The following is an 18,524-nucleotide window of genomic DNA, read 5'->3' as shown; positions in this document are numbered from 1 at the left end:
CAACCGGCGTCCGCCAGAGGCGGCGCCGAACCACATCGATGACTGAAAACCAGCCGGTTCTCAAAAAAGCACGATGCGCCGGTTCCACAGGAATAGAGCGTCCGGCCTGACGTCACCGACGATGCGGGCAGCGCTCTGGCGATTTTACTCCCGGAGCGCAGGGGATATTGATCCCCGCCTCCGGTTCGTCATGGAGAACAGGATATGGAATGGCTTTTCAAATTTCCGGCCATGAATGATGATGCCCTGCGTGCGCTGAAAAAAGTCATCGACGAGGGGTTCCGGGCATTTACCCGAACCTATGGCAGCGCGATAGAGGGGCTGTTCACGCCCCTTCAGAGCTTCCTCATCTGGGCGGAAAGGCTTTTGATCGGCGCGCCCTGGCCGGTCGTTATTCTTATTGTCGGCGTGCTCGCCTGGTTCGCCAGCCGCAGCGCCACCATTGTTGCCCTCTGTTGCGGTATTCTCTTCGCCATCGGCTGGTTCGGCATGTGGGAAGACACGATGAAGACGATTTCGATGATCTTTGTCTGCGCCGTGCTATCCATCGTCATCGGCCTGCCGATCGGCATCGCCATGGCGCGCTCCAACCGCCTGCAGAATGTGGTCAATCCCGTTCTCGACGTGATGCAGACGATGCCGAGTTTCGTCTATCTCATTCCCGTCGTCATGCTGCTCGGCATCGGCCGCGTGCCCGGTGTCATCGCCGTCGTGATCTACGCCATTCCGCCGATGATCCGGCTCACCAATCTCGGCATCCGCATGGTCGACCGTGACGTGCTGGAGGCGGCGGACGCTTTCGGTTCTTCGAAGCGCCAGAAGCTTTTCAAGGTGCAGCTGCCGCTGGCGCTGCCCACCATCATGGCCGGTATCAACCAGACCATCATGATGGCGCTTGCCATGGTCGTCATCGCCTCCATGATCGGCGTGCAGGGCCTCGGCCAGCCGGTGCTGAAGGCCATCGCCAACCAGTATTTCACGCTCGGCGTATTCAACGGGCTTGCCATTGTCGGCATCGCCATCATCTTCGACCGCATCAGCCAGGCCTATGGCCTTCGCCTGCAAAAACACCGGGAAGTGGCGCATGGCTAGTCAATCGATCGAAATTCGAAGCCTCTACAAGATTTTCGGCTCCAAGGCGGCGGACTATGTCGAACCCGTCAAGGCCGGCATGTCCAAGACGGAACTCAACGCCAAACATGGCCATGTGCTCGGCCTGCGTGATATCAACATCACCATGCCGGGCGGACAGATCACCGTCATCATGGGCCTTTCCGGCTCCGGCAAATCGACGCTGATCCGCCACGTCAACCGGCTGATCGACCCGACGGCCGGCGAAATCCTCTACGGCGGAACCGATGTCTGTCGCCTGAACGAAGCGGAACTCCTGGAGTTCCGCCGCCACAAGACAGCGATGGTGTTCCAGAAATTCGGCCTCCTACCACATCGCAACGTGCTGCAGAATGTCGTCTACGGTCTTGAAGTGCAGGGCATCGACAAGCGCGAGCGGGAAGAGCGCGCCGAAGTCTGGATCCGGCGCGTGGGGCTGGAGGGATTTTCCAGCCATTATCCGAACCAGCTTTCCGGCGGCATGCAGCAACGCGTTGGCCTTGCCCGGGCGCTGACCAACAATGCCGAAATCCTGCTGATGGACGAAGCCTATTCAGCGCTCGATCCGCTCATCCGTGTCGACATGCAGACGGTACTGCTGGAGTTGCAGAAAGAATTGAAGAAGACGGTGGTCTTCATCACCCACGATCTCGATGAGGCGCTGCGGCTGGGCGACAAGATCGCCATTCTGCGTGACGGCGAAATCATCCAGCAGGGCACGGCGGCGGAAATCGTCATGTCGCCGGCCGACAGCTATATCGAGGCCTTCGTGGAAGAGGTCAATCGCGGCCGGGTCATCCGCCTCGGCGCCATTGTCCAGCCGGAGTTCTCCGGCCAGTCGCGGCTTCAGCTCGATGCGGACATGACCGTTGAGGAAGGCCTGCGCGCCCTCGTGCGGGAAAATGTCGGCAGCGCTGTGGTCGTGGGGGAAAACGGCAAGGTGCTTGGCTCCGTTACCACGGATGCCATCATGCGCTGCCTTGTCAGAACTGCCTCCGGCGAGGAAGCGGGGATGGCGGAACGGCTGTCAGGCTGAGCTTTCAAACCACCTGGCCATTCCATTCGCCGCCGCCTTGCCGGTGGCAAAACAGGCGGTCAGCAGGTAACCGCCGGTCGGCGCTTCCCAGTCCAGCATTTCCCCGGCAGCGAATATGCCGGGGAGCTTTTGCAGCATGTAATTTGCATCGAGGCCACCCCAGGCGATACCGCCTGCCGATGAAATTGCCTCGGCGATCGGCCTAGGTCTCAGAAGCGGTATTTCCGCATGTTTCATTCTCGCTGCGACGAAATCATCCGGCATGGCCGCAATATCGGGAAAGATGTCCCGCAGCAGCCCGACCTTGACGGCGGAGAGACCAGCCGCCTTGCGCATGCGGTTTGCAAAACTCTCCTTCCGTCCGAGCTTCGCCAGATCCCGGCTGAGGCGCTCCACCGTGCGTCCGGGGGCAAGATCAACGGTGAGCGAGGCCTTGCCGGCCTGTTCCAGCCGGTCGCGCAGGGCGGCGGAATGGGCATAAACCACGCTACCCTCAATGCCGTGTTTCGTGATCACGAACTCGCCCTGAAACGCTCCGGCCGGTGAAATGGTAATGGTGGATTTCACCGCCTCACCGGCAAAACGCTGGCGGAAGACATCGCTCCATTCAACGTCGAATCCGCAATTGGCGGGACGGAACGGAGAAAACTCCACGCCTTTGGCCACCAGCGCCGGAACCCATGCGGCATCGGACCCAAGACGCGGCCAGCTTGCGCCGCCGAGCGCCAGAAGCACGGCATCGGCCTTAACTTCAACCGCGCCTGCCGACGTCTCAAAAACCAGTTGATCGCCGGAAAAGCCTGTCCAGCGATGCCGTGTCCTGATGGTAACCCCTTGCGCTTCCAGCCGGGCGAGCCAGGCGCGCAGCAACGGCGAGGCTTTCATGGCCTTTGGGAACACCCGGCCCGATGTGCCGACAAAAGTCTCCTGCCCCAACCCATGCGCCCAGTCACGCAGCATGCCAGGCGTGAAATCATCGAGAGCGGCGCGCAGCGTCGGTTCGGCATCGCCAAAACGATGGCGGAAACTGTCGTAATCTTCGGCATGGGTGATGTTGAGGCCGGATTTTCCAGCCATCAGCAATTTACGCGCCACGGTTGGCATCGCCTCGAACACTGTCACGGTGTGGCCTGCGGCCGAGAGCATTTCGGCCGCCATCAGCCCCGCCGGCCCACCGCCAACAATCGCGACCTGCCTCGCCTTTGCCAAAACCCTCTCCATCACCATCTTCGCCATTGAGAGCCTTATACCGATTTCCGTATGTGAATATATGCGATATTGAACCGCCATGTTCACGCTCGACCACCCCGTTACCTTTTCACAGGATATCAAGAAAAGCCGCTTCATCGCCTTTGCCGCGCCGATAACCGGCGAGGAAGATGCAAAGAGCTTCCTCGTGGCGCATTCGGACCTTGATGCCAACCACAATTGCTGGGCATGGCGCACCGGTCAGACCTATCGTTTCAGCGATGACGGGGAACCCTCGGGGACGGCTGGGAAGCCGATCCTTCAGGCCATTGACGGCCAACAGCTGGATAATGTCGCCGTTCTCGTCATCCGCTGGTTCGGCGGCATCCTGCTCGGCAGCGGTGGCCTGATGCGCGCCTATGGCGGCACGGCGGCAGCCTGCCTTCGCCTTGGTGAGACCTCGCCGGTCATCGCCTATGTCAGTGCCACGCTGAGCTGCCCCTTCTCCGATCTGGCGCTCGTAAAATCCCGCCTTGCCGCCACGCAGAACCTGCGGCTGGAGACGGAAGACTTCACCGGCACCGGTGCGGATATGCTGCTCTCGGTTCCGGCCGGGGAAGCCGAACGGCTCACCCGGCTTTTAAGCGACCTGACCAGCGGGCGCGTCAATCTGCACATTCCGGACTAGCACGCCTGTCCGAATGCGAGATTCGTGCTAAGGAAGCGCCATGTCATCTGAGCTTTCAAACCCCGTTTACAATCCGCCGCTCGAACCCTGGCTCACCATTGTCCACCGGGATGATGATCTGCTGGTGCTGGACAAGCCGAGCGGGCTTCTCTCCGTGCCGGGGCGCGATCCGGCGCTCTTCGATAGCCTGATGACGCGGGTGCAGAAGCAGTTTCCGAAAGCGCTGATGATCAACCGGCTGGACAAGGACACATCAGGCATCGTGCTGATGTCGTTGAACCGCAGGGCCCACGCCGCCATCGCCGCCCAGTTCGAGAACCGTGATACGCGTAAATCCTATGTGGCCGTCGTCTGGGGTACGGTCGCGGATGAAGCGGGCGAGGTGGACCTGCCGCTGGCGATCGATCCCGATAACAAACCGCGCCACCGCGTGGACCACGAAAATGGCAAGCCGGCGCAAAGCCTGTGGCGAGTGCTGGAACGATTGCCGCTTCCGGCGACAAGGCTGGCACTCACGCCCCTCACCGGTCGCACCCACCAGTTGCGGGTACATATGAAGGCGCTCGGCCATCCGATCCTCGGCGATGAATTTTATGCCGATGGTGAGGCGCTCGCGGCCGCGTCGCGCCTGATGTTGCATGCGCAGGAGATCGGCTTCCGCCATCCCGATGGCCGCGACGTCACCTATACCGTGCCCTGCCCGTTCTGAGGCCTGCGATGAAAGAACAAGACGAAAGCTTCGTGGTGGATTTTGTCGGCGGTGCGGTCGGGCACCGTTTCCGCTCCGGCGAGGGGCGCGGGCAGGCCCTGCCCAAAGCCGCCGGTTTTACCAAGGGCCGCACGCCAAAAATCGTCGATGCCACGGCGGGGCTGGGGCGAGATGCCTTCCTGCTTGCCTCGCTCGGGGCGGAGGTTACCCTAATCGAACGCTCACCGGGCATGCACGCCCATCTGGCGGACGGTATTCGCCGCGCCCTTGAAGCGGGCGGCGCCTATGCCGAGGCAGCTGCGCGCATGACGCTGCTGCAGGGCGATTCACGCCAGCTGTTGCAGGAACTGTCACCCGAGGTGGTGGTCGTTGATCCCATGCATCCGCCGCGCCACAACACGGCGCTGGTGAAAAAAGAGATGCGGGTGCTGAGAGAACTGGTGGGTTCCGATCCCGATCAGGTGGAACTTATGGAGGCGGCGCTTGAACATGCAACGAAGCGGGTGGTTCTGAAATGGCCGCTGCGCGCCGAGCCCATGCCGGGCATCCGCAAGCCGTCGCATCAGATAATGGGCAAGAATACCCGTTATGATGTCTTCATGATTTTCGGAAAATCTCTTGATCCCGAGGAATGATCAGCGGAAGCTCGGCTTGCGCTGCGCATTCATCAGGAGCTCATGCCGCGAGGCGAACTCACCGAACAGCTTTCTGAGCCTCGTCTCCTCCGCCTTGTCCAGCCGGTAACGGCGGCAGAATTCCGCAACGTTCAGGATTGGCTTGGTTCTGTTCCCGTTTATTGTCTTGTTGTCGATGATTTGCATGGCGTCCTCCGTCTGACAGAGGCCAAACGTGACGGCGGGCTTCCGGTTCCCTATCAATTCGCATGGATGAGAAAAGGGCGTGCGACAGTACACGACCTCATCAAGTTTTCTTGAAACTCTCGCAGGAAACGAAATCCTCCCCAAATGGTTCTCTGCCTGACGTAAACGAAGGAAGGGAGACCCATGTTCCACAACAACCGATTTCTGAGTTCGACGATCTTATGTGCGCTGCTTGCCGTGCCACTTGCCGGCGCTGCCCATGCACAGACCGCCCCGGCTGCCGAGACGAAACGGGCCAATGCGCCGGATCAGAAGCCGGCTTTCGAGGGCCAGACGCGTGCGCCGCAGGCTGACGCCCAGCCAAACGTTGAAAAAACCGTTGTCGCCGAGGGTCTGCCGCATCTCTGGTCGATGGAATTCCTGCCCGATGGCCGCATGATCGTCGCCGCCAAGGAAGGCGCCATGCATATCGTCGCTGATGGCACGGCAGGCCCCGCGATAGAGGGTGTGCCTGAGGTGGCATCCGCTGGACAGGGTGGTCTTCTCGACATCGCGCTGGCTCCCGATTTCGAGACATCGCGTAAAATCTTCTTTTCCTTCTCCGAACCACGGGATGGCGGCAACGGCACCTCCGTCGCCTCAGCCAAGCTGAGCGAAGATGGCGGTGCGGCAAAACTGGAAGATGTTTCGGTGATTTTCCGCCAGATGCCCACCTATGACGGCGACAAGCATTTCGGCTCGCGCCTCGTCTTCGGCCCTGACAACGAACTTTACGTCACCGTCGGCGAACGTTCGGATGCGACGCCGCGCGTGCAGGCCCAGGATCTGTCGAGTGGTCTTGGCAAGGTCTTCCGCATTGATGCCGAAGGCAAGGCTTTTGAGGGCAACCCCTTCGCCGGCCAGCAGAATGCGCTGCCGGAAATCTGGAGCTATGGCCACCGCAACCTGCAGGCCGCAGCACTTGATGGAGAGGGCAGGCTCTGGACCGTGGAACATGGCCCGAAGGGCGGCGATGAGCTGAACATGCCGAAAGCGGGCCTCAATTACGGCTGGCCGGTCATCACCTACGGCGTCGAATATAGCGGCCGGTCGGTTGGCGAAGGCACCACCGCCAAGGAAGGCATGGAACAGCCGGTCTATTATTGGGACCCGGTCATCGGCCCTTCCGGCATGGCCTATTATGGCGGCGACCAGATTCCCGAATGGAAGGGCGCCTTCATTGTCGGTGGTCTGGTGAGCCAGGGTCTCGTCATCCTGCATATCGATGGCGACAAGGTCGCGACCGAAAGCCGGCTACCGCTCGAAGCGCGCATCCGCGACGTCAAGATCGGGCCGGATGGCGCAGTTTATGCCGCAACCGAACAGCGGGGCGGCAATTCACAGATTGTCCGGATTGCCAAAGCCAGCTGAAAAACGATCGGCTGCAAAAACTGATGATCAAAGCAACAGGCCGCCGGAACGAAGGCGGCCTGTTTTTCGTTTGCCGCAGCGTGAAACCTGCCGGAAAAAACCATGCCACAACCGCCCACCCGCCTTCTTGCCAAAATCGGACTTGCCTATGTCAACGATCAGGAACCGGGGATAGCCCGCGAAAGGCGCGGGCGCGGTTTCTGCTACCGACTGCCGGGCGGCGAACTTCTCTCCGACGGTATCGAACTGAAGCGCATCAAATCGCTCGGCGTGCCACCCGCCTACCGGGACGTGTGGATATGCATCGATCCATCAGGACATTTACAGGCCACCGGCTTTGATGCGCGTGGGCGAAAACAATATCGGTATCATCCCGACTGGCATGCGCTGCGTGGCGAGACGAAATTCTTCCAGCTCAAGAGTTTCGGCAAGGCGTTGCCCGCCATTCGTCGCCGCGCGATAGCCGATATTGGCAAGCAGGACCATGGGGAGGAAATGACGCTGGCAGCGCTCACCCTCCTTCTCGACGCCGCCTATCTGCGTGTCGGCAACCGCTCCTATCTCGAAACCAACGGCACCTATGGCGCGACGACCCTGCTCAAACGGCACGTCTCCTTCGGTGAAACCATCGAATTGCGCTTCGCCGCCAAGGGCGGGCAAAAAGTGAAGCGGCAACTGCGCCACCCTCGCCTTCAGAAAATCCTCGAGGAAATCGCCGATCTGCCCGGCAAGGAGCTCTTCGTCTGGCAGGATAGCGAAAACCGGGTGCATTCGGTCGATTCCAGCGATCTCAACGCTTACCTTTCCCGCACCGGCGGAGCCGGTATTTCCGCCAAGACCTTCCGCACCTGGGGCGGTACGCTTGCGGCCTTCTGCGATGCGATGGAGCACGTGGCGGCAGGGGAAAAACCAAGCATAAAGGGCATGTGCCAGGCGGCAGCGACTGAGCTTTCCAATACCCCCGCCATCTGCCGCAAAAGTTACGTGCACCCTGCCGTGCTCGAAATTGCGACGGAGGAAAAGGCACAGAAAAAGCTTGGCCGCATTTTGAAAGTCGGGGCAAAGCCCGTCTCCGGCCTCAGGGCGGATGAAAGACGGCTGCTTGCCTTCCTGCCGTGAGGCTCAGCGGCTACCCGCCCACTCCGCCAGTTCCCGCTCGGCCCTTTCCAGCGCGCTATAATTCAAAAGCTTGCGCAGGAATGCCACCGTGACGGCGCGGGTTCGAAGATTATACCGGCCTTCCGCATCGTCATCACCCGGCGCCTGATGCACGTTCAGCTTTTCATAGAGGCTTTGCAGCCGGTTCTGCACGCTGCGCAGCGACAGATTGCGGCGGCGCGCAATTGCCTTGTCGGTGAGGCCGAGCGCGACATCGACAAGGATTTCATATTCGGAATCGGTAAAGCCATGCGCCTTGCCGAGGCTCTTTTCCTGCAGGCCGCGCACTTCCCGGTCGATCACGCATTGCGCCTCGATGAAGATGCTGCGCAGCGCCAGCCGCAACCGGTCATCGGAGGCCGATTTCAGCACGTAACCATAGGCCGCGCCCTCCGGCACGATGCGGGAAACGCCGCGCACATAGGCCTCGTCGGAATAGTTGGACCAGAACAGGATGCGGGTATCCGGCCTCTCCTTCCAGATGGTGCGCGCCGCCTCGATGCCGTTGCGCTCGTTCATCTGCAAATCCATGACGATATGGGCCGCCCGGTTCTCCCGCGCCAGCTTTTCGCCGGTTCTGCCGTTGGCTGCCTCCAGTACCTTGTCACATTCCGGCAGGGCGGCACGCACGGCCTCATTCAGATAGGCGCGGTGCAGCGCATCGTCCTCGACGATCAGCACGTCCATATCACAACTCCTCCCGCCGATCGAAAGCGCTTTCCGGCAGCGTCACGGTAATGCGGGTTCCGGCTCCCGCGCCGTTGCCGCCAATATCGAACCGCGCCGAAATCAGCCGCGCCCGCGTCTTCATGTTGCCGATGCCGAGACCGCCGGAGGCCCCACCACCACCACCGCCGCCGCTGCCGTCATCACTGACAGTCACCCGCAACCCGCCATCGACGGAGGAAAGCGTCACGGCAATGGTTTCCGGCTGCGCATGGCGAATGGCATTATTGACCGCCTCCTGCACGATGCGGAACAACGAGATGGCCACCGTCTTGTCGAGCGTTTCCACCAGCCCGTCGGTCTCATCGGTTACCGACCATTCAATCACATATCCGCTGTCACGAACGGAGCGGTCGACATAGGTCTCGATGGCCTGCACGACACCGAACAATTGTAGAATGGAGGGTTTCGCCTCCTCGATGATCTCGCGCAGGTCCTGCATGCAGTGCTGCAGGCTGCGCACCACCGGCTCCAGCATCTCGCCCGAAACGTCGGCGGCATGGCTCATGCGTTCGATGCGCCGCGCCAGCCGTGTGAGATCCGCCAGCGTCTGGTCGTGCAGATCCATGCCGATGCGCTGCCGCTCGGCCTCCAGCGCCTCGGTCAATTGCAGGGCGCCCAGCCGCAGGCCCTCTTCGCGGGCATTGGCGCGCGCCTCCTCGATGGCAGACCTTTTCGCCTGCTCGGCGGCGCGGATGGCGTAGAAATAGGGCGCCAGCAAATCCGCAACCGCGCGGGCATTGGCGACATCCTCCACCGTATAGGCATCCGACTGATGTGAGGAACAGCTGAGCGCGCCGATGATATCGCCATGCACCTTCATCGGCACATGCAGGCGGCTATGCAGGCCAAGTTCGATGATCGGGCTTGAAAACGAGCCTTCGAAATGAAAGCGCGGATCGGCGCAGGCATCGCCGCTCAAAAGATATTCGACCGCACCTGACAGCAGGGACCGGATCGGGCTGCCGGTCAACAGCGCAGGCGGCTGCCGGCTCCAGGCGCTGACCAGACCGCTCTCATAGGCAATATGGTATTTGTCATCCAGCTGCTTGATGCAGACATCCATATGGTCATGCGGGATGATATGGCTGATCTCTGTCGCAACCGCCTGAATGATGGCATTGAATTCCAGCTGCCCGGCAAGCAGCCGCGAAATGCCCATATAGTGGTGAAAGAGCGCGCTTTTCGGCGTATCCAGCATGTGCGGACGCCCTCCCAAGCGTCTGCCTTCGACCATTGCGGCTGAGATGACCCGTCACAACGCCGCATCATCCATTCTGCGCCGGGCAAGGCCGTTTCGTCCTGCGGGTTCCCGCATGCTTTCTGCGGAAACCCGCAGGAAGATTGCCGTGATCCGCCTATACAAGCCAAATCTTCTTGGTCATTCTCGCTTGTACTGGGGAACGGAGCTCCAGTGCAACGGGATTTCGTCTGCTGCCGAGGAGATTTGCGGCGGGTGAGGGTTCCGGCCCCGAAAGGGCAAGCCACCAGGGAGGAAAATCAATGGCTTTCAGGAAGATGCTTCTGGCGTCGGCCGCTGTCGCGTGCGCAGCCTTGCCGATCACCGCTCATGCCGATACGTCGGCCAAAAAAATCGCGCTTTCGAACAATTACGCAGGCAATTCCTGGCGTCAAGCGATGCTGACCAGCTGGGACAAGATCACCAAACAGGCTGTCGCCGACAAGCAGGTCGCGGCCGCCGACGCCTTCACGACCGCCGAAAACCAGGCGACCGAACAGGCGGCGCAAATCCAGAACCTCATCTTGCAGGGTTATGACGCCATCGTCATTAACGCCGCTTCGCCGACTGCCCTCAACGGCGCGGTGAAGGAAGCCTGTGATGCCGGCATTACCGTCGTATCTTTCGACGGCATCGTCACCGAGCCCTGCGCATGGCGTATCGCGGTGGATTTCAAGGCGATGGGCGAAAGCCAGATCGACTATCTGGCCAAGGCCATGCCGAAGGGTGGCAATCTGCTCGAAATTCGCGGCCTTGCCGGCGTTTCGGTGGATGACGAAATCCACGCCGGCATCGCCGCCGGTGTCGCCAAGAACCCGCAGTTCAAGATCGTCGGTTCGGTGAATGGCGACTGGGCACAGGATGTCGCGCAGCGCGCCGTTGCCGGTATCCTGCCAAGCCTTCCCGAAGTTGCCGCGGTGGTGACGCAGGGTGGTGACGGCTACGGTGCCGCACAGGCTTTCGCCGCCGCCAAGCGCCCGACACCGACCATCGTGATGGGCAACCGCGAAGACGAGCTGCAATGGTGGAAACAGCAGAAGGATGCCAGCGGTTACGAGACCATGTCCGTCTCCATCGCCCCCGGCGTTTCGACGCTGGCTTTCTGGGTGGCGCAGCAAATCCTCGACGGCAAGGATGTGAAGAAGGATCTGACCGTTCCTTTCCTGCGCATCGACCAGGCCAATCTTGAGGAAAACCTCAAGACCACCCAGAAGGGCGGCGTGGCGAATGTGGAATATTCGCAGGCGGACGCACAGAAGGCCATCGCCGCCAAATAGGCGGGCCGGTTCACAACAGATAGCTGCGGCGCTCCGAAACGGGCGTCGCAGCAACTACCGATATTATCCGATTTTCACATCACTGGCGTAATTGCTCATGAATGACATCATCGAGGCGGAAGAGGTCGTGGCCGCACGCGGCGTCAAGGTCGTGTTCGGCGCCGTGCGCGCGCTGGATGGAGCCGATCTCATCATCCGTGCCGGGGAATGCCTCGGGCTCGTCGGCCATAATGGCGCGGGAAAATCCACCATCGTCAACGTCATCAATGGCGGGCTGACGCCACATGAAGGTTCCGTTTCCTATCGCGGCGAGCAAGGCCGGCATGGCATCGCCGCCGCCCGCGCCAGTGGCGTGCGCTGCGTGTTTCAGGAACTGTCGCTCTGCCCGAACCTCACGATCAGCGAAAATGTCCGCATCATGCATGCCGCAATCGGCGGCCGAAACTGGCGCGGCCGGGCGCTGACGACGATCCGGCAGACACTGGATGAAATTTTCCCCGGCCACGGCATCGATTGCGAGCTGACGATTTCCGAATTGTCCATCGCCGAACGGCAGATGGTGGAAATCGCCATCAATTTCTGCTGGACCCCGGAGACGCCAAGACTGGTGATCCTCGATGAACCGACGTCTTCGCTTGATGCCGGCCTTGCCGAACAGTTGATGGATTATGTCCGCCGTTTCGTGCGTGAGGGTGGCTCCGTCCTGCTGATCTCGCATATTCTCGGGGAAATTCTCTCCACGGCCACCCGTATCGTCGTCATGAAGGACGGCCGGGTGGTGGCCGACCGGAAGGCGGCGGAATTCACCACCCGCTCTCTGGTCGAAGCCATGGGCAGCGTCGTCAAGGAACAGGACAGGCGGCGGGGAGAAAGCCGCAAGGCAGGCGAAAAAGTGCTCTCCATGCCGGCGCGGCGCGGCGAAGGCCTCGCCTTTGAGGCCTTTCGCGGCGAGATCATCGGCCTTGCCGGCCTCGGCGGCCACGGCCAGACTGAAGCATTGCTCGATCTTTATCTCGCGCAGAACAACAGCTGGCTGCCGTCGCGAAAGACCGATATCGCCTTCGTGGCGGGCGACCGCAGTCTGAACGGCACCTTCCCGCTCTGGAGCATCCTGAAGAACCTTTCCATCGCCTCGCTCAGGGATATTTCATCGGCAGGCATGGTGGACAGGGACAAGGAAAAGGCGGTCGGCGCGCAGTGGAAACAGCGCATCGAAATCCGCACGCCCGATATGGGCAACAAGATCCTCTCGCTCTCCGGCGGCAACCAGCAGAAGGTGCTTTTCGCCCGCGCGCTTGCCACCACCGCCAGCACGGTTTTGATGGACGACCCGATGCGCGGCGTCGATATCGGCACCAAACAGGAGGTCTATGACATCTTGAGAACCGAAGCTTCCCACGGCCGCACCTTCATCTGGTATTCCACCGAAATGGATGAAATCCGCCTTTGCGACCGGGTCTATGTGTTCCGCGACGGCGCCATTCAGGCGGAACTTATCGGCGATGACATTACCGAGCAGAATGTGCTGGCCGCCTCCTTTGCCGGCGAGGACCACGCATGAAACTCTCGGCAAACGCGCTCCGTCTCATCATTCCCGCCGCCTCGCTCGCCTTCCTGCTTGCTGCCGTCTTTTACATGCAGCCGCGCGCCATGAGCTATACAGGCATGAACCTGCTGTTCAATCTGGCGGTGCCGATCGCGCTTGCCACCATTGCGCAGATGCTGATCATGTCGGTCAACGATCTTGACCTGTCGATGGGCACCTTCGTCAGTTTCTGCGCCTGCGTCACCGCCACCTTCCTGCAGACGACGCCACTGCTGGGGATCGCGATTTTCGCTGGCGCGATTGCGGTTTATGCCGCACTCGGGGCCATCATCCATATCCGCGCCCTGCCCTCCATCGTCGTCACACTCGGCATGAGCTTCGTCTGGGGCGGTCTGGCCGTGCTCATTCTGCCCTCGCCGGGTGGCCAGGCCCCCGCCTTCATTCGGGCACTGATGACAGCCAAACCACCACTGGTGCCGATTGCCATCGTCGCCAGCATCCTGATCGCGGTCGTCGCGCATTACATCGTCATGCGCTCCTCCTTCGGCGTTTTGATGCGCGGCGTCGGCGGCAATTTCCGCTCGGTCGAGCGCTCCGGCTGGTCGGTGGTCGGCATCCGCGCCGCCACCTTTGCGCTGGCCGGTTTCTTCGCGGTGCTGTCAGGCATCGCTCTCGTCGGACTGACGACCGCGGCTGACGCCAATATCGCCCTGCGCTACACGCTGCTGTCGATTGCAGGCGTGATCCTCGGCGGCGGCGAATTTGTCGGCGGAAGGGTATCGCCCATCGGCGCTGTCATCGGCGCGCTGACGCTGACGCTTGCCGGCTCTTTCCTGTCCTTCATGCGCATTTCGCCGGACTGGCAGATCGGCGCGCAGGGCGCGATCCTCATCATCGTGCTTGCCTTGCGCATCCTGCTCAACCGTCTTGAAAAGCGGGAGAAAAATCAATGAACGGGCTGTCATCCCTCACAAAAAAACCATGGATCTGGTCTTTCGCCGCAACGGCTGCGGTGTGGATCATCACAGTGCTCTTCACCGGCGGCGCAAGTTCCTTCGGTCTGTCGCATGCAGCACTCACCTTCGCGGCCTTTTCCGTCATCGTCGGCATCGGCCAGATGTTCGTCATCACGCTCGGGCCGGGCAATATCGACCTCTGCGTTCCCGCGACAATGACGCTGTCAGGCACGCTGGCGCTGAAATTCATGGATGTGTCCGATGGTCTCATCCTGCCCGGACTGCTGATCGCCATCCTGATCGGCATCGCCATCGGCATCGGCAATTATGCGCTGATCAAGCTCTTACGCATCCCGCCGATCATCGCGACGCTGTCGATGAGCTTCATCGTGCAATCCATCGCCATCTGGTCGAACCGCGGCCTGCGTATCAAGCCGCCGGAAACTTTGGCCACTTTCGCCATCTCCAGCTCTTTCGGCATTCCGAACGTCGCACTTGTCGCATTGCTGCTTTCGGTCGTCGCCTGGCTGCTGCTAGATCGCACTTTCTATGGACGCTGGATTTCCGCGATCGGCCAGAGCACCTTTGCCGCCCGCATGACCGGCATTCCGGTGGATGGCACCCGTTTCGTCACCTATGTGCTCTGCGCGGTGCTGGCAGCGATTGCCGGTTATCTTCTCGCCAGCTTCTCCGGCGGTGCTGCGCTCAACATGGGCTCGGAATATCTGCTGATGTCCATCGCCGTCGTCGTCATCGGCGGCACGGCGGTGGCGGGTGGGGATTCCAACGTGCCCGGCATCTGGGGCGCCTCGCTCTTCATGTTCCTGGTGGTTTCGATGCTGAATACCTATGGTTTCGGCGCCGGCATCCGCCTCATCCTCACCGGCCTCATCATCATTTCAGTCATTCTTCTGGCAAGCGGCCCCAAGGCCACGCGCTGACCCCAAACAACAAGCCCACAAGCGGACCACGCTCATGACCACAGACAACACCTCCCCTTACGAAATCCACGACGACCGCTTCCGCCATCTGATCGTCGGAAATGCCGAGCTGGAAGAGCTTTATTCCGGCTGCCGCTGGGCCGAAGGCCCGGTGTGGTTTGCCGATCTGAACTGCCTGCTATTCAGCGACATTCCCAATCAGCGCATGCTGCGCTGGGTGCCGGATGGCGGCATCTCGGTGTTCCGCCACCCCTCCAACTTCACCAACGGCAACACACGTGACCGGCAGGGGCGACTGATTTCCTGCGAACATGGCGGCCGCCGCGTTACCCGCACCGAAGTCGACGGGTCGATTACGGTTCTCGCCGACAGCTATGGCGGCAAGCGGCTCAATTCGCCCAATGACGTGGTGGTCAAGTCCGATGGCAGCATCTGGTTCACCGACCCCACCTACGGCATTCTCTCCGACTACGAGGGCTACAAGGCCGAGCCGGAACAGAAGACTCGCAATGTCTACCGGCTCGATCCCGCAACCGGAAAGATCGACATCGCCATCGATGACTTCATGCAGCCGAACGGCCTTGCCTTCTCACCGGATGAAACGAAGCTCTATATCGCCGACAGCTCCTACAGCCACGATGTCTCCCGCCCGCGCCATATCCGCGTCTTCGACGTGGTGGACGGCGTAAAGCTCGCCAATGGTCGGGAATTCTGCAATCTCGACAATGGCCTGCCGGACGGATTCCGTCTGGATACGGCCGGCAATCTGTGGACCAGCGCCGGTGATGGCGTTCACTGCTTTGCGGCCGATGGCACGCTCATCGGCAAGATCAAGGTGCCGCAGACGGTTGCAAACCTCACCTTTGGCGGCCCGAAAAAGAACCGGCTGTTCATCACCGCGACGAAATCGCTCTATTCGGTGTATGTGGCCGCAACCGGAGCGCAGACACCCTGAGACGCTGAAAGCGTAGAATTCAGATCGGCAAGGAACTGGCAAGACGGCTTCGCCGCGTTATAAATGCGGCATGAGTGACGATTCCAGCCCCTTCCTGACTGATGACATGGAGTTCGACGGCGAAGCGCAGGCCGTTGAGCCCACCAGCCGAATGCTGTCCTGGGCGCGCAATTCCGCCCTCTACCGGCTGGAACAGCGGATGATGACGGAAAGGCAGCTGCGCGATGCCATCATGCGCAAGGCACGGGAAAAATTCGAGGAGATCAGCCCGGCGCAGGTGAAGGCGCTCGGCGACTTTGCCGTGACCTTTGCCTACGGCATCAAGGCGCTTGATGATACGGCCTATGCGGAAATTGCCGTGCGAAGCGGCCAGCGCAGCGGCAAATCGAAACGTGGGCTGGCGCAGAAACTTCAGATCAAGGGCATCGCCCGGGAAACGGCAACGGCCGCGTTGCAGGAGACCAATGATCTGGTCGCCGCCGTCATCTTCGCACGCAAGCGCGCCTTCGGGCCGTTTCGCCGTGTCGAACTCGACGAGAAACGAAAGGGCAAGGAGTTTTCCGCCTTCGCCCGCAATGGCTTCGGCTTCGAGATCGGCGGGAAGGTCATGGCGATGACCTTCGAAGAGGCGGAAGAGATAATCGCGGAAGCACCGCTCTGACGATTATTGCGGCAGGGGATGCGTTTTCAGATAGGCGATCAGGTCCGTTATATCGGTTTCGCTCCACAGTCCGAAAAAGCGCATCGCATTTCCCGGGATCGCCTTCTTCGGGCTGGCGATGAACTTCTGCAGTTCGTCTTCCGTCCAGACCCGGCCAACCGCGCCGGCATCCTTCAGCGCCTGCGAATAATGGCCGTAATCGGCCACCGAAGCCATCGGCCTGCCGACCACACCCATCAGATGCGGACCCATGCGGGTGCGCGGCGTATCGGCACTGTGGCAGGTGGAACAGCGGCTGAAAACCTTTTCCCCATGCGCCGCATCGCCTTCGGCAAAGGCGCTCGCCGCTAGGAGGGAAAACACGGTCGCTGCCGCAATATATCTGGATACGGAAATCATGGCCCGGATAATACAACGCCCTCCCCGTCTGACAACGAAGAGGGCGTGCTTTGACATGCGACAGAATGCCCGGTCAAAGCACCGGGCGCTTTGCCAATCAGTTCATGGCCGTCAGCGTAACCGAGGTGCCGGTGGCAGCAAGGTTGAGACCAACCTGGCCCGTCACGCTGACCGTCTGCAGCTGGATGGAGCCGGAGGTGCCGCCAACGAGGATGTTCGTGCCAACGCCAAGACCAACGGTCACTTCAGCCGTTGCGCCCTGATAGAGGCCACCGAGCGAACCACGGTGGTAACCGGCGGTCGGGGCAAAAACGGCCCAGACCAGACGGCCCTGTGTGGTGAAGCCGAGGTCAACGCCCATCTTGCGGATGGCGCCGGTGTAATGGTCGGTGCGGCGGGCGCCCATCGTGGACTGGAAGGTGCAGTCCAGTTCCTTGGCGGAACCGAGAACATAACCAACACCACCACCGATATCGCAGCTCAGATAACCGATCTTGACGCCGTTGCGGTCGTCCTGCTCCTGCGGAGCGGGCTCATATCTCGCAAGGTCGGCAGCCAGCGCGGATGCAGCCCCACCGAGGCCCATCGTCAATGCGGCAAAAGTTACGGCAACAGCCTTTTTCATCTTATTTTCTCCTGTTTTAGTCCTACCCGCAGCAGCCCTTCTTGCCCTCTCCGGATATTGAATTCCGCACTGTTAACGTTTGTTCCCTGAAATCGATCCAAAACAACTTAATTGGATGCAAGGAAAGGAAAGCGGTTAACAATGTCTAATGGCGGTAGGATGCCATTAAGACATTGTTAGGGCGGAAAATGCGTTGAAAATTACTGTCAACAACAAGCGCTTTCAGGCGTTGTTTTGCTGCAACAAACTCAAAGCGGCAGCGCGACCGGCAAGCCGGTGGCGGCATGCGTCATGACGTCCATGCGCACCCCATAAATCCGCTTCAGCGCCTCTGGCGTCATGATCTCCTGCGGGGTTCCTCTTTCAATCAGATTGCCGGAATGCAGGGCGACGATCTCGTCACAAAAGCGTGCCGCCATGTTGACATCGTGCAGCACCACGATGACGCCGAGACCCTTTTCGCGCGACAGTCTCTGTACCAGCGACAACACTTCGATCTGATGTGCGAGATCAAGCGCCGATATCGGTTCGTCCAGCAGCAGGCTTTCGGCATTCTGGGCCACCAGCATGGCAAGCCATACGCGCTGGCGCTCGCCACCGGAAAGCGTGTCCACAAGCCGGTCGCGGAAGGCCACGGTGTCCGTCAACTCGATGGCCTCATCCACCTTCTCCTGATCCGCCCTGGTGAACTGGCCGAGCGCGCCATGCCAGGGATAACGACCGAGCGCCACCAGCTCCTTGGCGAGCATGCCGGAGGCGGCCGGCGTATATTGCGGCAGATAGGCGAGTTTTCGCGCAAACTCCCGATTGCCCCAGTCACCCAGCGTCTTTCCCTCAAACGACACTTTACCAGCCGTTGGCTCCTGGATCCGCGCCAGAATCTTGAGCAACGTCGATTTTCCCGAACCATTATGACCGATCAAGCCGATTGTCTTGCCGGTTGCAAAACTTGCCGTCAGCGGCTGCAGCAATGTTCGGCCGGGCACCTCCATCGTCACGCCTTCCAGCGAAAAAAGCGGGGTATCGTCGTAGCCGGCGGCAAGCGCTGCCTCACCCATGGTTCTTATCTCCGTAAATG

The 18,524-nt window shown here is 60.7% G+C and carries 20 protein-coding genes; 13 read left to right on the top strand and 7 right to left on the bottom strand.

Going from position 1 to position 18,524, the window contains the following annotated elements; all coding sequences use genetic code 11:
- Positions 1-204 precede the first annotated feature (204 nt).
- Both PL640_RS17100 and PL640_RS17095 read left to right on the top strand, forming a co-directional pair.
- Positions 205-1,092, top strand: a complete 888-nt coding sequence (locus PL640_RS17100) for an ABC transporter permease (protein ID WP_142842493.1) — start codon at positions 205-207, stop codon at positions 1,090-1,092.
- On the top strand, positions 1,085-2,146 hold the full coding sequence (locus PL640_RS17095) for a quaternary amine ABC transporter ATP-binding protein (RefSeq protein WP_269701579.1): 1,062 nt from the start codon (positions 1,085-1,087) through the stop codon (positions 2,144-2,146). Before PL640_RS17100 ends, PL640_RS17095 begins: the two co-directional genes overlap by 8 nt.
- Here the strand turns inward: PL640_RS17095 and PL640_RS17090 are convergent.
- A complete protein-coding gene (locus PL640_RS17090; protein ID WP_309578129.1) occupies positions 2,138-3,382 on the bottom strand; it encodes a TIGR03862 family flavoprotein in 1,245 nt (414 codons plus the stop codon). The genes PL640_RS17095 and PL640_RS17090 overlap by 9 nt on opposite strands.
- A gap of 52 nt (positions 3,383-3,434) precedes the next feature.
- Here PL640_RS17090 and PL640_RS17085 point away from each other — a divergent pair, with 52 nt between their 5' ends.
- Genes PL640_RS17085 through PL640_RS17075 form a run of 3 tightly spaced genes read left to right on the top strand, consistent with a single transcriptional unit; the run spans position 3,435 to position 5,366 of the window.
- On the top strand, positions 3,435-4,022 hold the full coding sequence (locus tag PL640_RS17085; RefSeq protein ID WP_271362756.1) for an IMPACT family protein: 588 nt from the start codon (positions 3,435-3,437) through the stop codon (positions 4,020-4,022).
- Between the two features lie 40 nt (positions 4,023-4,062).
- A complete protein-coding gene (locus tag PL640_RS17080) occupies positions 4,063-4,731 on the top strand; it encodes an RluA family pseudouridine synthase (RefSeq protein ID WP_271362755.1) in 669 nt (222 codons plus the stop codon).
- Positions 4,732-4,739: 8 nt separating this feature from the next.
- Positions 4,740-5,366: a class I SAM-dependent methyltransferase gene (locus tag PL640_RS17075; protein ID WP_271362754.1), complete on the top strand. Its 627-nt coding sequence runs from the start codon at positions 4,740-4,742 to the stop codon at positions 5,364-5,366.
- On the opposite strand, the gene PL640_RS17070 is transcribed toward PL640_RS17075, so the two are convergent.
- Positions 5,367-5,552 carry a hypothetical protein gene (locus PL640_RS17070; RefSeq protein ID WP_065116289.1) on the bottom strand — a complete coding sequence of 62 codons (186 nt, stop codon included), beginning with the start codon at positions 5,550-5,552 and terminating at the stop codon, positions 5,367-5,369.
- A 183-nt stretch (positions 5,553-5,735) separates the two neighbouring features.
- Here PL640_RS17070 and PL640_RS17065 point away from each other — a divergent pair, with 183 nt between their 5' ends.
- Both PL640_RS17065 and PL640_RS17060 read left to right on the top strand, forming a co-directional pair.
- Entirely contained in the window at positions 5,736-6,962 is a 1,227-nt protein-coding gene (locus PL640_RS17065) for a PQQ-dependent sugar dehydrogenase (protein ID WP_271362753.1), read from the top strand.
- A gap of 102 nt (positions 6,963-7,064) precedes the next feature.
- A complete protein-coding gene (locus PL640_RS17060; RefSeq protein ID WP_271362752.1) occupies positions 7,065-8,081 on the top strand; it encodes a DNA topoisomerase IB in 1,017 nt (338 codons plus the stop codon).
- Positions 8,082-8,084: 3 nt separating this feature from the next.
- On the opposite strand, the gene PL640_RS17055 is transcribed toward PL640_RS17060, so the two are convergent.
- Positions 8,085-8,807, bottom strand: coding sequence for a response regulator transcription factor (locus PL640_RS17055; RefSeq protein WP_010973515.1), 723 nt, complete (start codon positions 8,805-8,807; stop codon positions 8,085-8,087).
- A 1-nt stretch (position 8,808) separates the two neighbouring features.
- Positions 8,809-10,047: a GAF domain-containing sensor histidine kinase gene (locus PL640_RS17050; RefSeq protein WP_271362750.1), complete on the bottom strand. Its 1,239-nt coding sequence runs from the start codon at positions 10,045-10,047 to the stop codon at positions 8,809-8,811.
- A gap of 302 nt (positions 10,048-10,349) precedes the next feature.
- On the opposite strand from PL640_RS17050, the gene PL640_RS17045 reads away from it, so the two are divergent.
- The 6 genes from PL640_RS17045 (at position 10,350) to recX (ending at position 16,422) form a co-directional block, all read left to right on the top strand.
- Positions 10,350-11,363 carry an ABC transporter substrate-binding protein gene (locus tag PL640_RS17045; RefSeq protein WP_065116284.1) on the top strand — a complete coding sequence of 338 codons (1,014 nt, stop codon included), beginning with the start codon at positions 10,350-10,352 and terminating at the stop codon, positions 11,361-11,363.
- A gap of 97 nt (positions 11,364-11,460) precedes the next feature.
- A complete protein-coding gene (locus PL640_RS17040) occupies positions 11,461-12,924 on the top strand; it encodes an ATP-binding cassette domain-containing protein (protein ID WP_271362748.1) in 1,464 nt (487 codons plus the stop codon).
- Positions 12,921-13,862 (top strand): ABC transporter permease, encoded by a 942-nt coding sequence (locus PL640_RS17035; protein WP_142842503.1) that lies wholly within the window; start codon positions 12,921-12,923, stop codon positions 13,860-13,862. The genes PL640_RS17040 and PL640_RS17035 overlap by 4 nt, the downstream gene beginning before the upstream one ends.
- A complete protein-coding gene (locus PL640_RS17030) occupies positions 13,859-14,806 on the top strand; it encodes an ABC transporter permease (RefSeq protein ID WP_065116281.1) in 948 nt (315 codons plus the stop codon). Before PL640_RS17035 ends, PL640_RS17030 begins: the two co-directional genes overlap by 4 nt.
- 34 nt (positions 14,807-14,840) lie before the next feature.
- A complete protein-coding gene (locus tag PL640_RS17025) occupies positions 14,841-15,761 on the top strand; it encodes an SMP-30/gluconolactonase/LRE family protein (protein ID WP_271362747.1) in 921 nt (306 codons plus the stop codon).
- A gap of 70 nt (positions 15,762-15,831) precedes the next feature.
- On the top strand, positions 15,832-16,422 hold the full coding sequence (recX, locus tag PL640_RS17020) for a recombination regulator RecX (protein WP_271362746.1): 591 nt from the start codon (positions 15,832-15,834) through the stop codon (positions 16,420-16,422).
- 3 nt (positions 16,423-16,425) lie between these two features.
- Here the strand turns inward: recX and PL640_RS17015 are convergent, their stop codons facing one another.
- The 3 genes from PL640_RS17015 to PL640_RS17005 form a co-directional block, all read right to left on the bottom strand.
- A complete protein-coding gene (locus tag PL640_RS17015; protein WP_271362745.1) occupies positions 16,426-16,821 on the bottom strand; it encodes a c-type cytochrome in 396 nt (131 codons plus the stop codon).
- 97 nt (positions 16,822-16,918) lie between these two features.
- On the bottom strand, positions 16,919-17,446 hold the full coding sequence (locus PL640_RS17010; RefSeq protein ID WP_142842507.1) for a DUF992 domain-containing protein: 528 nt from the start codon (positions 17,444-17,446) through the stop codon (positions 16,919-16,921).
- Positions 17,447-17,694: 248 nt separating this feature from the next.
- On the bottom strand, positions 17,695-18,504 hold the full coding sequence (locus PL640_RS17005) for an ATP-binding cassette domain-containing protein (RefSeq protein WP_271362744.1): 810 nt from the start codon (positions 18,502-18,504) through the stop codon (positions 17,695-17,697).
- Positions 18,505-18,524 lie beyond the last annotated feature (20 nt).

The organism is Agrobacterium sp. ST15.16.024 (genome assembly GCF_027956545.1).
Lineage (GTDB): Bacteria > Pseudomonadota > Alphaproteobacteria > Rhizobiales > Rhizobiaceae > Agrobacterium > Agrobacterium cucumeris.
Note: the sequence above shows the minus strand (reverse complement) of the source record. Positions and strands in the feature narration are given on the sequence as shown.

Bases quoted from the DNA above. Each gene is read 5' to 3' on its own strand.
- PL640_RS17065 (WP_271362753.1), top strand. From the start codon at position 5,736: ATGTTCCACAACAACCGATTTCTGAGTTCGACGATCTTATGTGCGCTG.
- PL640_RS17030 (WP_065116281.1), top strand. From the start codon at position 13,859: ATGAACGGGCTGTCATCCCTCACAAAAAAACCATGGATCTGGTCTTTC.
- PL640_RS17100 (WP_142842493.1), top strand. From the start codon at position 205: ATGGAATGGCTTTTCAAATTTCCGGCCATGAATGATGATGCCCTGCGT.
- PL640_RS17080 (WP_271362755.1), top strand. From the start codon at position 4,063: ATGTCATCTGAGCTTTCAAACCCCGTTTACAATCCGCCGCTCGAACCC.
- PL640_RS17045 (WP_065116284.1), top strand. From the start codon at position 10,350: ATGGCTTTCAGGAAGATGCTTCTGGCGTCGGCCGCTGTCGCGTGCGCA.
- PL640_RS17075 (WP_271362754.1), top strand. From the start codon at position 4,740: ATGAAAGAACAAGACGAAAGCTTCGTGGTGGATTTTGTCGGCGGTGCG.
- PL640_RS17015 (WP_271362745.1), bottom strand. From the start codon at position 16,821: ATGATTTCCGTATCCAGATATATTGCGGCAGCGACCGTGTTTTCCCTC.
- PL640_RS17055 (WP_010973515.1), bottom strand. From the start codon at position 8,807: ATGGACGTGCTGATCGTCGAGGACGATGCGCTGCACCGCGCCTATCTG.
- PL640_RS17060 (WP_271362752.1), top strand. From the start codon at position 7,065: ATGCCACAACCGCCCACCCGCCTTCTTGCCAAAATCGGACTTGCCTAT.
- PL640_RS17085 (WP_271362756.1), top strand. From the start codon at position 3,435: ATGTTCACGCTCGACCACCCCGTTACCTTTTCACAGGATATCAAGAAA.
- PL640_RS17070 (WP_065116289.1), bottom strand. From the start codon at position 5,552: ATGCAAATCATCGACAACAAGACAATAAACGGGAACAGAACCAAGCCA.
- PL640_RS17010 (WP_142842507.1), bottom strand. From the start codon at position 17,446: ATGAAAAAGGCTGTTGCCGTAACTTTTGCCGCATTGACGATGGGCCTC.
- PL640_RS17050 (WP_271362750.1), bottom strand. From the start codon at position 10,047: ATGCTGGATACGCCGAAAAGCGCGCTCTTTCACCACTATATGGGCATT.
- PL640_RS17095 (WP_269701579.1), top strand. From the start codon at position 1,085: ATGGCTAGTCAATCGATCGAAATTCGAAGCCTCTACAAGATTTTCGGC.
- PL640_RS17040 (WP_271362748.1), top strand. From the start codon at position 11,461: ATGAATGACATCATCGAGGCGGAAGAGGTCGTGGCCGCACGCGGCGTC.
- PL640_RS17090 (WP_309578129.1), bottom strand. From the start codon at position 3,382: ATGGCGAAGATGGTGATGGAGAGGGTTTTGGCAAAGGCGAGGCAGGTC.
- recX (WP_271362746.1), top strand. From the start codon at position 15,832: ATGAGTGACGATTCCAGCCCCTTCCTGACTGATGACATGGAGTTCGAC.
- PL640_RS17025 (WP_271362747.1), top strand. From the start codon at position 14,841: ATGACCACAGACAACACCTCCCCTTACGAAATCCACGACGACCGCTTC.
- PL640_RS17035 (WP_142842503.1), top strand. From the start codon at position 12,921: ATGAAACTCTCGGCAAACGCGCTCCGTCTCATCATTCCCGCCGCCTCG.
- PL640_RS17005 (WP_271362744.1), bottom strand. From the start codon at position 18,504: ATGGGTGAGGCAGCGCTTGCCGCCGGCTACGACGATACCCCGCTTTTT.